This window comes from Stenotrophomonas sp. STK16_22 (assembly GCF_051984505.1).
Taxonomy (GTDB): domain Bacteria; phylum Pseudomonadota; class Gammaproteobacteria; order Xanthomonadales; family Xanthomonadaceae; genus Stenotrophomonas; species Stenotrophomonas maltophilia_A.
Genome location: NZ_CP196972.1, coordinates 624,552 through 637,199, shown reverse-complemented (window position 1 = coordinate 637,199; position 12,648 = coordinate 624,552). Strand labels below are relative to the sequence as shown.

At 67.4% G+C, this 12,648-nt stretch carries 12 protein-coding genes; 8 read left to right on the top strand and 4 right to left on the bottom strand.

Annotated features, from left to right (window positions below; all coding sequences use genetic code 11):
• Nucleotide 1 precedes the first annotated feature (1 nt).
• The 5 genes from ACSYAO_RS02860 (at nucleotide 2) to ACSYAO_RS02840 (ending at nucleotide 6,004) form a co-directional block, all read left to right on the top strand.
• Nucleotides 2-1,480, top strand: coding sequence for a leucyl aminopeptidase (locus tag ACSYAO_RS02860; protein WP_049461827.1), 1,479 nt, complete (start codon nucleotides 2-4; stop codon nucleotides 1,478-1,480).
• Nucleotides 1,481-1,562: 82 nt separating this feature from the next.
• Nucleotides 1,563-1,988, top strand: coding sequence for a DNA polymerase III subunit chi (locus ACSYAO_RS02855; protein ID WP_032128006.1), 426 nt, complete (start codon nucleotides 1,563-1,565; stop codon nucleotides 1,986-1,988).
• 19 nt (nucleotides 1,989-2,007) lie between these two features.
• A complete protein-coding gene (locus ACSYAO_RS02850; protein ID WP_012510005.1) occupies nucleotides 2,008-2,199 on the top strand; it encodes a YqaE/Pmp3 family membrane protein in 192 nt (63 codons plus the stop codon).
• A 33-nt stretch (nucleotides 2,200-2,232) separates the two neighbouring features.
• A complete protein-coding gene (locus ACSYAO_RS02845) occupies nucleotides 2,233-5,061 on the top strand; it encodes a valine--tRNA ligase (protein WP_049461826.1) in 2,829 nt (942 codons plus the stop codon).
• A gap of 121 nt (nucleotides 5,062-5,182) precedes the next feature.
• Entirely contained in the window at nucleotides 5,183-6,004 is an 822-nt protein-coding gene (locus ACSYAO_RS02840; protein WP_049461825.1) for an EamA family transporter, read from the top strand.
• 104 nt (nucleotides 6,005-6,108) lie between these two features.
• Here ACSYAO_RS02840 and rimI read toward each other — a convergent pair whose 3' ends face one another.
• From rimI to pssA, 3 genes are read right to left on the bottom strand one after another with little or no spacing between them, the layout of a single operon-like run.
• Nucleotides 6,109-6,606: a ribosomal protein S18-alanine N-acetyltransferase gene (rimI, locus tag ACSYAO_RS02835; protein WP_049461824.1), complete on the bottom strand. Its 498-nt coding sequence runs from the start codon at nucleotides 6,604-6,606 to the stop codon at nucleotides 6,109-6,111.
• Complete coding sequence (locus ACSYAO_RS02830) at nucleotides 6,603-7,112, bottom strand: hypothetical protein (protein WP_049461823.1); 510 nt, start codon at nucleotides 7,110-7,112, stop codon at nucleotides 6,603-6,605. The genes rimI and ACSYAO_RS02830 overlap by 4 nt, the downstream gene beginning before the upstream one ends.
• Nucleotides 7,109-7,885, bottom strand: a complete 777-nt coding sequence (gene pssA / locus ACSYAO_RS02825; protein ID WP_049461822.1) for a CDP-diacylglycerol--serine O-phosphatidyltransferase — start codon at nucleotides 7,883-7,885, stop codon at nucleotides 7,109-7,111. The genes ACSYAO_RS02830 and pssA overlap by 4 nt, the downstream gene beginning before the upstream one ends.
• An 80-nt stretch (nucleotides 7,886-7,965) precedes the next feature.
• On the opposite strand from pssA, the gene ACSYAO_RS02820 reads away from it, so the two are divergent.
• The 3 genes from ACSYAO_RS02820 to ACSYAO_RS02810 all read left to right on the top strand — a co-directional run bounded on the left by ACSYAO_RS02820 (nucleotide 7,966) and on the right by ACSYAO_RS02810 (nucleotide 11,214).
• Nucleotides 7,966-8,340 carry a DUF4124 domain-containing protein gene (locus ACSYAO_RS02820; RefSeq protein WP_049461832.1) on the top strand — a complete coding sequence of 125 codons (375 nt, stop codon included), beginning with the start codon at nucleotides 7,966-7,968 and terminating at the stop codon, nucleotides 8,338-8,340.
• 564 nt (nucleotides 8,341-8,904) lie between these two features.
• Entirely contained in the window at nucleotides 8,905-10,608 is a 1,704-nt protein-coding gene (locus ACSYAO_RS02815; protein WP_032128001.1) for a proline--tRNA ligase, read from the top strand.
• A gap of 222 nt (nucleotides 10,609-10,830) precedes the next feature.
• Nucleotides 10,831-11,214 carry an H-NS histone family protein gene (locus tag ACSYAO_RS02810; protein ID WP_005415203.1) on the top strand — a complete coding sequence of 128 codons (384 nt, stop codon included), beginning with the start codon at nucleotides 10,831-10,833 and terminating at the stop codon, nucleotides 11,212-11,214.
• 116 nt (nucleotides 11,215-11,330) lie between these two features.
• Here ACSYAO_RS02810 and ACSYAO_RS02805 read toward each other — a convergent pair whose 3' ends face one another.
• Nucleotides 11,331-12,590 carry a threonine/serine ThrE exporter family protein gene (locus tag ACSYAO_RS02805; protein WP_049398420.1) on the bottom strand — a complete coding sequence of 420 codons (1,260 nt, stop codon included), beginning with the start codon at nucleotides 12,588-12,590 and terminating at the stop codon, nucleotides 11,331-11,333.
• Nucleotides 12,591-12,648 lie beyond the last annotated feature (58 nt).

Genomic DNA, 12,648 nt, shown 5'->3' with positions numbered 1-12,648 from the left:
AATGGCCCTCGAATTCACCCTGAACCACGTTGCTCCGGCCGCCGCCACCGTCGATTGCCTGGTGGTTGGCGCGTATGCCGACCATACCCTGACCCCGGCCGCACAGACCCTGGACGCCGCCAGCGGTGGCCGCCTGGCCGCCCTGGCCCAGCGCGGCGACCTGTCCGGCAAGACCGGCGCCACCACCCTGCTGCATGACCTGCCGGGCGTGACCGCCCCGCGCGTGCTGGTGGTCGGCCTCGGCGAAGTCGCCCGTTTCGGCGTGCCGCAGTACCTGAAGGCCGTCGGCGACGCCGTGCGCGCGCTGAAGGCCGGTGCTGCCCGCAGCGCACTGTTCACCCTGTCCGAAGTGGCGGTGAAGGACCGCGACGCGGCTTGGGCGATCCGCCAGGCGGTGATCGCCGCCGATCATGCCGCGTACCGCTACACCGCCACCCTGGGCAAGAAGAAGGCCGACGACGCCGGCCTGGCCCAGCTGGCCATCGCCGGTGACGACGCGCAGGCCCTGGCCCAGGGCCAGGCCATCGCCGCCGGTGTCGAGTTCGCCCGCGAGCTGGGCAACCTGCCGCCGAACTACTGCACCCCGGCCCATCTGGCCGAGGTCGGCGTGAAGTTCGCCGGCGAGCACGACGGTGCCGAAGCCGAGATCCTCGACGAGCACCAGATGGAAGCGCTGGGCATGGGCTCGCTGCTGGCCGTGGCCCGTGGTTCGGCCAACCGCCCGCGCCTGGTCGTACTGAAGTGGAACAATGGCGGCGACGCCAAGCCGTACGTGCTGGTCGGCAAGGGCATCACCTTCGATACCGGTGGCGTCAACCTGAAGACCCAGGGCGGCATCGAAGAGATGAAGTACGACATGTGCGGTGGCGCCAACGTCATCGGCACCTTCGTCGCTGCGGTCAAGGCCAAGCTGCCGCTGAACCTGGTGGTGGTGGTGCCGGCGGTGGAAAACGCCATCGATGGCAACGCCTACCGCCCGTCCGACGTGATCACCTCGATGTCGGGCAAGACCATCGAAGTGGGCAACACCGACGCCGAAGGCCGCCTGATCCTGTGCGACGCGCTGACCTACGCGCAGCGCTTCGAGCCGGCCGCGCTGGTCGACGTCGCCACCCTGACCGGTGCCTGCATGGTCGCCCTCGGCCACCAGACCGCCGGCCTGATGAGCAAGCACGACGACCTGGCCAACGAGCTGCTGGCCGCCGGCGAGCAGGTGTTCGACCGCGCCTGGCGCCTGCCGCTGTGGGACGAGTACCAGCCGATGCTGGATTCGACCTTCGCCGACGTCTACAACATCGGCGGCCGCTGGGCCGGCGCGATCACCGCTGGCTGCTTCCTGTCGCGCTTCGCCGAAGGCCAGCGCTGGGCCCACCTGGACATCGCCGGCGTGGCCAGCGATGAAGGCAAGCGTGGCATGGCCACCGGCCGCCCGGTCGGCCTGCTGAGCCAGTGGCTGCTGGACCAGGCCGCCCGCGCCTGATGCCGTACCCGACCCTGGCCGGCGCCCGCCGGCCAGGGCCTCGCCCGGCACTGCCGGGCCCCTGCCTGACCCGGACCCTGCCATGCCCCGCGCCGACTTCTACCTGATCGCCAAGCCCCGCTTCCTGACCGAGCCGTTGCGCCTGGTCTGCGAGCTGGCGCGCAAGGCCAACGACGCCGGGTTGTTCACCCTGGTGCTGGCCCGCGACCAGGCCCAGGCCGAGGAGCTGGACGAACTGCTGTGGGCGTTCGACAACGATGCCTACATCCCGCACCAGATCGCCGGCGAGGACATGGACGAGGAAGAAGCCCTGGTGCTGATCGCCGTGCCGGGCACCGAGGCACCGGCGCGCCCGCTGGTGATCAACCTGCGCGATGAACCCTGGCTGGGCGAGTGCGAGCGCGTGCTGGAAGTGGTTCCGGCCGACCCGGAAGCGCGCGAACCGCTGCGCGAACGCTGGCGCCAGTACAAGACCGCCGGTTACGACCTGAACAAGCACGACATGTAAGTCCAGCGAGGACCCCTTGATGCGCCTGTTGATCGCCCTGATTCTTCCCTGGCTGTCCTTCTTCACCATCGGCCGGCCGTTTGCCGGCATTGTCTGCCTGATCCTGCAGATCACCCTGATCGGCTGGCTGCCCGCCGCCATCTGGGCCGCCTACGCGGTCAGCCAGTACCACACCGACCAGAAGATCCGGCGCGCCCTCGGGCCGCGCTGATCTCCCTTCCGCCTTGATTACCGGTTCCCCCGCATGACCCAACTCGCCTCCAGTTACGACCCGAAGTCCTTCGAGACCGACCTCTACGAGGCCTGGGAGAAGGCCGGCCACTTCAAGCCGTCCGGCACGGGCGAGCCTTACACCATCCTGCTGCCGCCGCCGAACGTGACCGGCACCCTGCACATGGGCCACGCCTTCCAGCAGACCCTGATGGACGCGCTGGTGCGCTACCACCGCATGCGTGGCTACGACACGCTGTGGCAGGTCGGTACCGATCATGCCGGCATCGCCACCGAAATGGTGGTCAGCCGCAACCTGGCGCTGGAAGGCAAGGGCGAGACCCGCGATTCGCTGGGCCGCGAAGGCTTCATCGGCAAGGTCTGGGAGTGGAAGCAGCAGTCCGGCGACACCATCGAACGCCAGATGCGCCGCCTCGGCACCTCCGCCGACTGGTCGCGCAGCACCTTCACCATGGACCCGCAGCCGTCGGCGGCGGTCAACGAGGCCTTCGTGCGCTGGTACGAGCAGGGCCTGATCTACCGCGGCCAGCGCCTGGTCAACTGGGACCCGGTGCTGAAGACCGCCATTTCCGACCTGGAGGTGGAGAGCGCCGAGGAAGACGGCTTCCTGTGGTCGATCGCCTACACGCTGGATGAGGGCCTGAGCTACGAACACGTCGAGCGCGATGCCGACGGCGTGGAAACCCTGCGCGAAACCCGCGACTACCTGGTCGTCGCCACCACCCGCCCGGAAACCCTGCTGGGCGATACCGCGGTGATGGTGCACCCGGAAGACGAGCGCTATGCACATCTGATCGGCAAGAGCGTGGTGCTGCCGCTGACCGGCCGCCGCGTCCCGGTGATCGCCGACGACTACGTGGACCGTGCCTTCGGCACCGGCGTGGTCAAGGTCACCCCGGCGCACGATTTCAACGACTATGAAGTGGGCGTGCGCCACAGCCTGCCGATGATCAACCTGTTCACCCCGGTGGCGGCGCTGAACGAGAACGCGCCGGAGCGTTTCCAGGGTCTGGACCGCTACGCCGCGCGCAAGGCCGTGCTGGCCGAGCTGGAAGACCTGGGCATCCTGGTCGAGACCAAGGCGCACAAGCTGCAGGTGCCGCGCGGCGACCGTACCGGCCAGGTGATCGAGCCGTACCTGACCGACCAGTGGTTCGTGAAGATGGACGACCTGGCCAAGCGCGGCCTGGAACTGGTCGAGGATGGAAGCATTTCCTTCGTGCCGCCGAACTGGATCAACACCTACCGCCACTGGATGAACAACATCCAGGACTGGTGCATCAGCCGCCAGCTGTGGTGGGGCCACCGCATTCCGGCGTGGTTCGACGAAGCCACCGGCAGCTGCTACGTCGGTCGCAGCGAAGAGGAAGTGCGGGCGAAGCACAACCTGGGCAGCGACGTGGTGCTGAACCAGGAAAGCGACGTGCTGGAGACCTGGTTCTCCTCGCAGCTATGGCCGTTCTCCACCCTGGGCTGGCCCAACGAGCAGGCCATGGCCGAGCGCGGCTTCGACCGCTACCTGCCGTCGTCGGTGCTGATCACTGGCTTCGACATCATCTTCTTCTGGGTGGCGCGCATGATCATGGCCACCGACAACCTGGTCGGGAAGATCCCGTTCAAGGACGTCTACTTCACCGGCCTGATCCGCGACGGCCAGGGCCAGAAGATGTCCAAGAGCAAGGGCAACGTGCTCGATCCGCTGGACATCATCGACGGCATCACCATCGACGATCTGGTCGCCAAGCGCACCGGCGGCCTGATGCAGCCGAAGATGGTGGAGAAGATCGAGAAGGCCACCCGCAAGGAATTCCCGGACGGCATTGCTGCCCACGGTGCCGATGCGCTGCGCTTCACCATCGCCGCGCTGGCCACCCACGGCCGCGACATCAAGTTCGACATGAACCGCGCCGAGGGCTACAAGAACTTCTGCAACAAGCTGTGGAACGCCAGCCGCTTCACCCTGATGAACACCGAGGGTGCAACGTTCACCGGCGTGCCGACGCCGCGCACCGATGCCGAGCGCTGGATCCTTGCGCGCCTGGCGGCGGTGTCCACCGAGGCGCAGGGCCACTACGCCAACTACCGCTTCGACCTGCTGGCGCAGTGCCTGTACGAGTTCGCCTGGAACGAGTTCTGCGACTGGTTCCTGGAGCTGAGCAAGCCGGCACTGAATGGTGCCGATGCCGCCGACGCCGAAAGCACCCGCCACACTCTGCTGTACGTGCTGGAAGCGCTGCTGCGCCTGCTGCACCCGCTCACGCCGTTCATCACCGAACAGCTGTGGCAGCAACTGGCCCCGCGCCTGGGCTTGGCCGAAACCACGCTGTCGCTGCGTCCGTACCCGACCGCCGCCGAGTTCGAAGGCGATTTCGCCCAGGCCGAGGCCGACGTGGAATGGCTGAAGGCCGTGATCAGTGCCGTGCGCCGCGTGCGCAGTGAGCTGAACGTGGCCCCGTCCAAGCTGGTGCCGCTGCGCCTGCAGGCCGGTCTGGAGCAGGACCGCGTGCGCATCGAACGTTTCAGCGCCTCGCTGTCGTTCCTGCTCAAGCTGGACAGCATCCAGTGGCTGGCTGAAGGCGAAAGTGCACCGCCGGCTGCCGCCGCGATTGTCGGTGAGCTGAAGCTGCTGGTGCCGCTGGAAGGCCTGGTTGATCTCGACGCCGAGCGTGCGCGCCTGGACAAGGAGATCAAGCGCGTGGAAGGCGAGCAGGAGAAGAGCGAAACCAAGCTCGCCAAGTTCACCGACAAGGTGCCCCCGGCGGTGGTCGAGCAGGAACGCGTGCGCTTGGTCGACTGGAACACCCAGCTGGCCGGCCTGCGCGAGCAGCGCGCGAAGCTGTAAGTGCAGGGAAACGCCGGGTACTGCCCGGCGTTTCCTTTTGTAGAGTCGAGCCGTGCTCGACTCATGACAGCAGTCGAGCATGGCTCGACTCTACATTTCCCGCGCATGGCATCATCGCTGGATGCCGCTTTCCATCTTCCTGCTGGTTCTCGCCGCTGCCGCGCTGCATGCCAGCTGGAACGCAATCGTCAAGCGCGGGCCGGACAAGTTCCTCGGCACCGTACTGGTGACCGGCAGTGCCGCGCTGCTGTCGGCTGCCGGCCTGCCCTTCCTGCCATTTCCCGCCGCGCACAGCTGGCCGTGGCTGGGCGCGTCGGTGCTGCTGCAGGTGACCTACTACGGCCTGGTCGCACGCTGTTACCAGCAGGTCGACATGAGCCTGGCCTACCCGCTGATGCGTGGCAGCGCGCCGATCCTGGTCGCGCTGGCGGGCACTCTGCTCGGTGAGCAGCTGCCGCCTGCGGCGTGGCTGGGCGTGGTGCTGGTCAGCACCGGCATCCTGTGCATGGCGCTGGGCGCGCGTGGCGGTCAGCTGCGCCTGCCGCTGCTGACCGCGGCGATGATCGCCACCTACACGCTGGTCGATGCGCAGGGCGCGCGTCAGTCCGGCAGCGCACTCAGCTATACGTTGTGGCTGTTCCTGCTGTCGGGCATTCCACTGCCACTGTGGGCGCTGTACACGCGCCGCGGCGCGGTGCTGGACTATGCGCGGCAGCACTGGCCGCTGGGGCTGGCCGGTGGCGTCGGCACCACCACCTCGTATGCGATGGCGTTGTGGGCAATGACCCAGGCGCCGGTGGCGATGGTCTCGGCGTTGCGCGAATCGTCGATCCTGTTCGCGTTGCTGATCTCGGTGTTCCTGCTGCGCGAACGGATTCCGCGCGCGCGCTGGCTGGCGGCGGCGTTGATCGTCGGGGGTGTGTTGGCACTGCGGCTGGCGTGAGGAAAGCGTGCCAACCAAGGCTGGCACCTACCACGGTAGGTGATGTGTCGATGACAGCGGAGATCCATCGGTAGTGCCGGCCGCTGGCCGGCCCCCCTTCTCCGTTACAGCGGCGGCATCGCCTGCAGGTCGCCGTCGACCAGTTCGATCGCCATCACCACCGCGTCTTCGCGGCCCTGTGCGGCCGGGTAGTAACGCGGGCGGCGACCGATCTCGTTGAAGCCTTCTCTGTGGTACAAGGCCAGCGCGGGTGTGTTGGACGGACGCACTTCCAGGAACACACGCTGCGCACCCCGGTCGCCGGCCAGCTGTACCAGCGCGCGCAGCAGCTGGCGCCCGAGCCCACGCGACTGCGTCAGCGGGTCGATGCAGACGTTCAGCACATGGGCTTCGTCGGCCGCGATGCTGAGTACGCCATAGCCGATCAACTGGCCATCGCGCTCCATGGCCAGGCCCGGATAGCCCGCACGCAGGCAGTCGACGAAGATGCCGCGGGTCCAGGGAAACGGATAGCCGCGTACTTCAATCGCCATCACCGCGTTGAGGTCGCTCTCGCGCAGCGCGCGCAGGCTGACCGGACCGGGCTGGCTGACCGCACTCATGGCGCGCCCCGCTTGCGCAGGGCGCGCAGCTGCGGCCACAGCGCGCGCTTGGCGGCCGGGTCCTGACGCAGCTGGTCCAGCGGCCAGCTGTCCATCAGCGCCTGCGTGGCCGGATCATTGGGATTGCAGCCGGACGCGCGCAGCAAGGCGATCTGCAGGCGATCCGGCAGGCGCACCACCGGCTGCCGGGCATTGCCGCCAGGCAGCGGCCGGGCAGCCGCGGGCGCGGTGTCCGGTGCGCTGATCGGGGTCTCGCGACGCGCTGGCGCCGGGCGTTCCTGGCGGGAAACCGGTGCGGCCGCAGCCAGAGGTTCGCGCGCGGGTGCGGTCGACGCCCGCGCCTGCTCCGCCGCTGGTGTGGCAGCCGCCTCGGCTTCGGCCACGCTCAGCTGCAGCGCGGCATCCAGCTCGGCGGCCAGCTGGCCGTCGTGATAGACGGTGTAGCCCATGGCCTGCAGCCAGGCCTGCTGGGCCGGTGACCACAGCACGGGCAGGTCCTCGCTCACGCGGCCTCGGGCTTCTTGCTCAGGCGCTGCACGGCCCACATCACCGGGCCCGACAAGGCGTACAGGATGCCCACCGCGAACAGCACGCGCGGCAGGTCGATGACCGCAATGGCGATCGCCACTGGCACCAGGGCCAGTACCAGGAACGGCACGCGGTCGGAGCGGGTGCCCTTGGCGCCGCCGCCCTTGAAGCTCCAGAAGCGGATGCGGCTGACCATCAGCAGCGCCGCGATGATCGTCACCGCCAGCGCCACGTAGCGCAGCTGGTTGCCGTCCCAGCCCAGGTTGCCATCGGCGAACGCCCAGACGAAGGACATCATCAGGCCGGCCGCGGCCGGGCTGGCAAGGCCGACGAACCAGCGCTTGTCGACCACCGCTACCTGGGTATTGAAGCGGGCCAGGCGCAGCGCCGCGCAGGCGGCATACAGGAAGGCCACGGCCCAGCCGACGCGACCCAGCAGCGGGTCGTCGAACTTCAGCCACGACAGCGACCAGTGGTACATCACCAGCGCCGGGGCCATGCCGAAGCTGACCAGGTCGGCCAGCGAGTCGTACTGCACGCCGAATTCGCTGCTGGTGCCGGTCAGGCGCGCCACGCGCCCATCCAGGCCATCCATCACCGCCGCCACGAACACGGCGATGCTGGCGTTGACGAAGTCCCCGTTGGCCGCGGCGATGATCGCGTAGAAGCCGGCAAACAGGCCGGCGGTGGTGAACAGGTTGGGCAGCAGGTAAATCGTGCGCGAACGCGGCGGCGGTGTGATCGGGTCCATGGAATCCAGTTTAATCGACTTGCCAGTGCTCGGCGCCAATGCTGCAATCGGCGTTCTACGCCCATTCCGTGGAGTTTGCCATGCGTGCCCTGTCCTGCCTTGGATGCCTGCTGTTGTTGGCCAGTGCCAACGCCGTGGCCGGCCCGGTCTATAAATGGAAGGACGCCAATGGCGTGACCCAGTATTCGGAGACCCCGCCGGCGGGCAGGAAGTTCGAGACCCGGGCGCAGGCGCGCAGTCCCCAGGCGGCGGCCAGCGCCGAGACCCCGGCCGCGCCGGTGCCCGAGCAGTGCAGCACCGCCCGCGCCAACCTGGCCCTGCTGGAGGGCGGCGGCCAGGTGATGCAGGACACCGATGGTGATGGCAAGGCCGATACCCCGTTGGCTCCGGAGCAGCGCAGCGCGCAGAAGGGATTGGCTGAAGCCGCCATCAAGGCCTACTGCCCGGCGGAGTGAGGGTTATCGGCAGGGCTTGCAGCCCTGCACCGACAGAGGCGGTAGCAAGGGCAACGTCAAAAGCGGGCATTCCGTGGAATGGCGGGGCGGTGTCGGAGTGCGGGGACGCCGCAAGTACGTCCCTGTAGGCTTGGCAGCCGCATCCATGCGGCTGACACCCCGCAATCCGACACCGCCCCACCCCCGACAGATTCCCGGTGGTCAGTAGATCCACGCCATGCGTGGATGAATCTCCATGGAAATCGAATAGTTCGAGAATTGATCGAACAGCAGCCGAGCATGGCTCGGCCCTACAAAAGGGCGACAGATCGCGGAAAACTGTCGAAGGCGGGGTGGGTCCGGTTGCGAGGGCGTGAGCGCCATGGATGGCGCGACCGAGCCACAGGGACGTATTTACGGCGTCCCCCGCAACCGCCCCCCCCGCCATCCCACGGGAAGCCCGCTGTTGCAGTTGCAGTTGCAGTTGACGTTGCTTGAGGCGGGTGCAGGGCGCAGCCCTGCCGATACCCCTCCCCCCGGCCGGGCTGGCAGAATAGGCGTCTCTGCCGTTATCCGAAGCCGACGATGCGCCTCTCCCAGTTCCACCTGCACACCACCAAGGAAACCCCCAGCGACGCCGAGCTGACCAGCCACCGGCTGATGCTGCGCGCGGGCATGATCCGCAAGCTGGCATCGGGCCTGTACACCTGGTCGCCGCTGGGCCTGCGCGTGCTGCGCAAGGTCGAGCGCATCGTGCGCGAGGAAATGGACCGCGCCGGTGCCGTGGAATTCCAGATCCCGACCATCCAGCCGAAGGAACTGTGGGAGCAGACCGGGCGCTGGCAGAAGTTCGGCCCGCAGCTGCTGAAGATCAAGGACCGCAAGGACCAGGTGTTCTGCTACAGCCCGACCGCCGAAGAAGCCGCCTGCGACTTCGCGCGCAGCGAGCTGTCCAGCTACAAGCAGCTGCCGGTCAACTTCTACCAGGTGCAGACCAAGTTCCGCGACGAGATCCGTCCGCGCTTCGGCGTGATGCGTTCGCGCGAGTTCCTGATGAAGGACGCCTATTCGTTCCACCTGCACGATGAGTGCCTGGTGCGCGAGTACGAGAACATGAAGTCGGCCTACAGCCGTATCTTCACCCGCCTCGGCCTGGATTTCCGCATGGTGCAGGCCGACTCCGGCGCGATCGGCGGTGATGCCTCTCAGGAATTCCACGTCATCGCCGATTCCGGCGAAGACGCGCTGGTGTTCTCCACCGGTTCGGACTACGCGGCCAACATGGAAGCGGCGATCGCTGCCGATCCGGCACCGCGTGCGGCCGCCAGCGAAGCCATGCGCAAGGTCGATACCCCCACCCAGAAGACCTGCGAGGATGTCGCGGCGCTGCTCGGCATCGACCTGCAGCGCACGGTGAAATCGGTGGCGCTGATCGCCGGCGAAGGCAAGGCACAGCAGTTCGTGCTGCTGCTGGTACGCGGCGACCATGAGGTCAACGAGATCAAGCTGGCCAAGGTTGCCGGCCTGGACGAACAGCGCTTCGCCAGTGAGGCGGAAATCGCCGAGCACCTGGGCAGCGTGCCGGGCTTCCTCGGCCCGGTCGCCCCGGCCAAGGCCATCCGCGTGGTGGCCGATCGCGAAGTGGCGGCGATGTCCGACTTCGTCGTCGGCGCCAACGAAGCCGGTTTCCACCTGGCTGGCGTCAACTGGGGCCGCGACCTGCCGGAACCGGAAGTGGCCGACATCCGCAACGTGCGTGCCGGTGACCGCGCGCTGGACGGTGGTGAACTGAAGATCGCCCGTGGCATCGAAGTCGGCCACGTGTTCCAGCTCGGCCGCAAGTATGCCGAAGCGCTGGATGCCACCGTTCTGGACGAGAACGGCAAGGCCGCGGTGATGGCGATGGGCTGCTATGGCATCGGTATCTCGCGCGTGGTGGCTGCCGCGATCGAACAGAACCATGACGATGCCGGCATCATCTGGCCGGACGCGATGGCGCCGTGGCAGGTGGTGGTATGCGTGATCAATCCGAAGGGCGACGCCGCCGTGGCCGACGCCGCGGCCAACCTGCTGCAGGAGCTGCGCGATGCGGGCCTGGACGCGGCACTCGACGACCGTGGCCTGCGCCCGGGCGCGATGTTCGCCGACATGGAACTGATCGGCATCCCGCACCGCGTGGTGGTCAGCGAACGTGGCCTGGCCGCCGGCACCTACGAGTACCGTTCGCGCCGCGCCAGCGAAGCGGAAAGCCTGGACAAGGCCACCCTGCTTCAGCGCCTGCAGGGTTGATCAGGAAAAGACCGGGGCATGCCCCGGTCTTTTTTTGCCTGACGCCCATTTGAGCAATATTGCAGCGGACATAATCCGGTCAAAATCGACGCAATGCAGCCGGGATGCTGCCAGGCCATGACCGGTCTGCATTTGTGCTGCGATTAATTCATCTTTATTCTGTCCCGCGACGCCAGGGACTGGCTCGTCCCGTCCACTTATTAGTTTCCGGAGTAACCGTAAATGAGCATTGACCTGACCGGCCTGTCGGCACGCGAGCTGGGCGCCCTGATCCGCACCGCCAAGAAACAGCAGACCATCGTCGCCAAGCGCCGGCCGATCACCAAGGTCCGGGCACAGCTGACCAAGCTGGCCAAGACCGAGGGTTACACCATCGAGGAACTGTTCGGCGACGCCCCGGCCCCGCGCGCGCGCAAGGTGGCCAAGGTTGCCAAGGCACCGTCGAAGACCGCTGGCCGCAAGCTGGGCAAGGTTGCGCCGAAGTACCGCAACCCGGCCAATCCGAAGGAAACCTGGACCGGCCGTGGCAAGCAGCCGCGCTGGATGGCCGAGCTGACCGCCAAGGGCAACAAGAAGCCGGAAGATTTCCTGATCAAGAAGGCCTGAGGCCGGATCGGGATGCAATGAAAAACGCCGGCGAAAGCCGGCGTTTTTTCATTCCCCGGAAAGGAAAGGTGTGTGGACCAACGGTCCACACCCACAGGAAGCAGCCCAGAGGGCGATTACAGGGTTTTGCGGGCCGGCATCAGCAGGTTGCCGAACAGCAGGCCAGCGACCAGCGCCATCACCACGTTGAGCACGGTGAGGAACACGCTCTGGCCGGCGCCCACGTCCTGCTGCTGGACCAGGGTCAGCACGCCGCGCAGGCTGGTGCTGCCGGGCACCATCATGATGATGCCGGGCAGGCGGATGATTGCGCCCGGGCGGCCGACGAGGCGGCCGAACAGATTGCCACCGGCGGTCAGCAGCATCGCCGACAGGAAGATGCCAGCCGGCGCTCCCCAGGCGTGGCCACCGAACTTGGAGATCGCATAACCAGCGACCGAGGCCGCGATCACCCACGGATAATCGCGGCGGTTGGCCTTGAACAGCATCGCGAAGGCAAACGCCGCGGTCAGCAGTGAGCCCCACTCCACCCACGGCCCCTGCGGCCGCGTGGCGCGGATCACCGGATCGAGGCCGAGCACATCGGCCAGGGTCACCGCGATCATCGCGCCGACGCTGAGCTTCATGATGGTGGTCAGCGCACCGGCAAAGCGCGCGGTACCCGACACCCAGTGCTGGCTGGCCAGCTCATTGACCGCATTCGTCAGCGACATGCCGGGCAGCAGCACCACCAGCGAGGCGATGATCACCGTGTTGAGGTTGAGCGCGCCGATGAAGGACGCCACCAGGGTGGCGACCAGGCCGGCCAGCAGCGCAGCCAGTGCCTCGGCGGCTTCGCGGGTGGCCGGGCGACGGTCGGTGACCATGCCGAGCAGGCCGATCATCAGGCCGATGACACCGGCGGTGGCAATGTCCAGCCACGGCAGCTTCCACATGCCGGCCACGCCGGCCGCGCCGAGGGTGAACGAAAGGATGGTGCGCAGCTTGCCGCGCCGGCCCGGATCCTTGTCCAGCTGGCGCAGCGCGGTGTGGCCCTGGGCGATGCTCATCCGCCCGTTGGCCACTTCCTCGGCGATATGATCGGCCACGCTGAGCTTGTGCAGGTCGTTCTCGCCGGGGGCCAGGCGGATCACGCGGGTGATGTCACTGGAGCCGATCGCCTGCGCAGGGTCGCTGAAGCTGAGGATGATACCGGTGGGATTCGACCACGGTTCACAATCCAGATCGAGCTGGCGGGCCAGTGCCACCACTGCCGTTTCCAGGCGCTGGGCCGTTGTGCCGTAGCTGTGCAGGCGTCCGGCGATCTCGGAAACGAAGGCCACGCGCTGCGCGTAGGTGGCCTGGGGCGTGGGGATCGTGTGAGCGTCTGCGGACATGCGCCGTAGTATTACCTAGGCTGGGCCTTACCGGAGAAATTCATCCGAGTTCGACGCG

What these genes read in the sequence shown, in the direction of transcription:
- ACSYAO_RS02860 (WP_049461827.1), top strand. Translation starts at nt 2, where the DNA reads ATGGCCCTCGAATTCACCCTGAACCACGTTGCTCCGGCCGCCGCCACC.
- ACSYAO_RS02855 (WP_032128006.1), top strand. Translation starts at nt 1,563, where the DNA reads ATGCCCCGCGCCGACTTCTACCTGATCGCCAAGCCCCGCTTCCTGACC.
- ACSYAO_RS02850 (WP_012510005.1), top strand. Translation starts at nt 2,008, where the DNA reads ATGCGCCTGTTGATCGCCCTGATTCTTCCCTGGCTGTCCTTCTTCACC.
- ACSYAO_RS02845 (WP_049461826.1), top strand. Translation starts at nt 2,233, where the DNA reads ATGACCCAACTCGCCTCCAGTTACGACCCGAAGTCCTTCGAGACCGAC.
- ACSYAO_RS02840 (WP_049461825.1), top strand. Translation starts at nt 5,183, where the DNA reads ATGCCGCTTTCCATCTTCCTGCTGGTTCTCGCCGCTGCCGCGCTGCAT.
- rimI (WP_049461824.1), bottom strand. Translation starts at nt 6,606, where the DNA reads ATGAGTGCGGTCAGCCAGCCCGGTCCGGTCAGCCTGCGCGCGCTGCGC.
- pssA (WP_049461822.1), bottom strand. Translation starts at nt 7,885, where the DNA reads ATGGACCCGATCACACCGCCGCCGCGTTCGCGCACGATTTACCTGCTG.
- ACSYAO_RS02820 (WP_049461832.1), top strand. Translation starts at nt 7,966, where the DNA reads ATGCGTGCCCTGTCCTGCCTTGGATGCCTGCTGTTGTTGGCCAGTGCC.
- ACSYAO_RS02815 (WP_032128001.1), top strand. Translation starts at nt 8,905, where the DNA reads ATGCGCCTCTCCCAGTTCCACCTGCACACCACCAAGGAAACCCCCAGC.
- ACSYAO_RS02810 (WP_005415203.1), top strand. Translation starts at nt 10,831, where the DNA reads ATGAGCATTGACCTGACCGGCCTGTCGGCACGCGAGCTGGGCGCCCTG.
- ACSYAO_RS02805 (WP_049398420.1), bottom strand. Translation starts at nt 12,590, where the DNA reads ATGTCCGCAGACGCTCACACGATCCCCACGCCCCAGGCCACCTACGCG.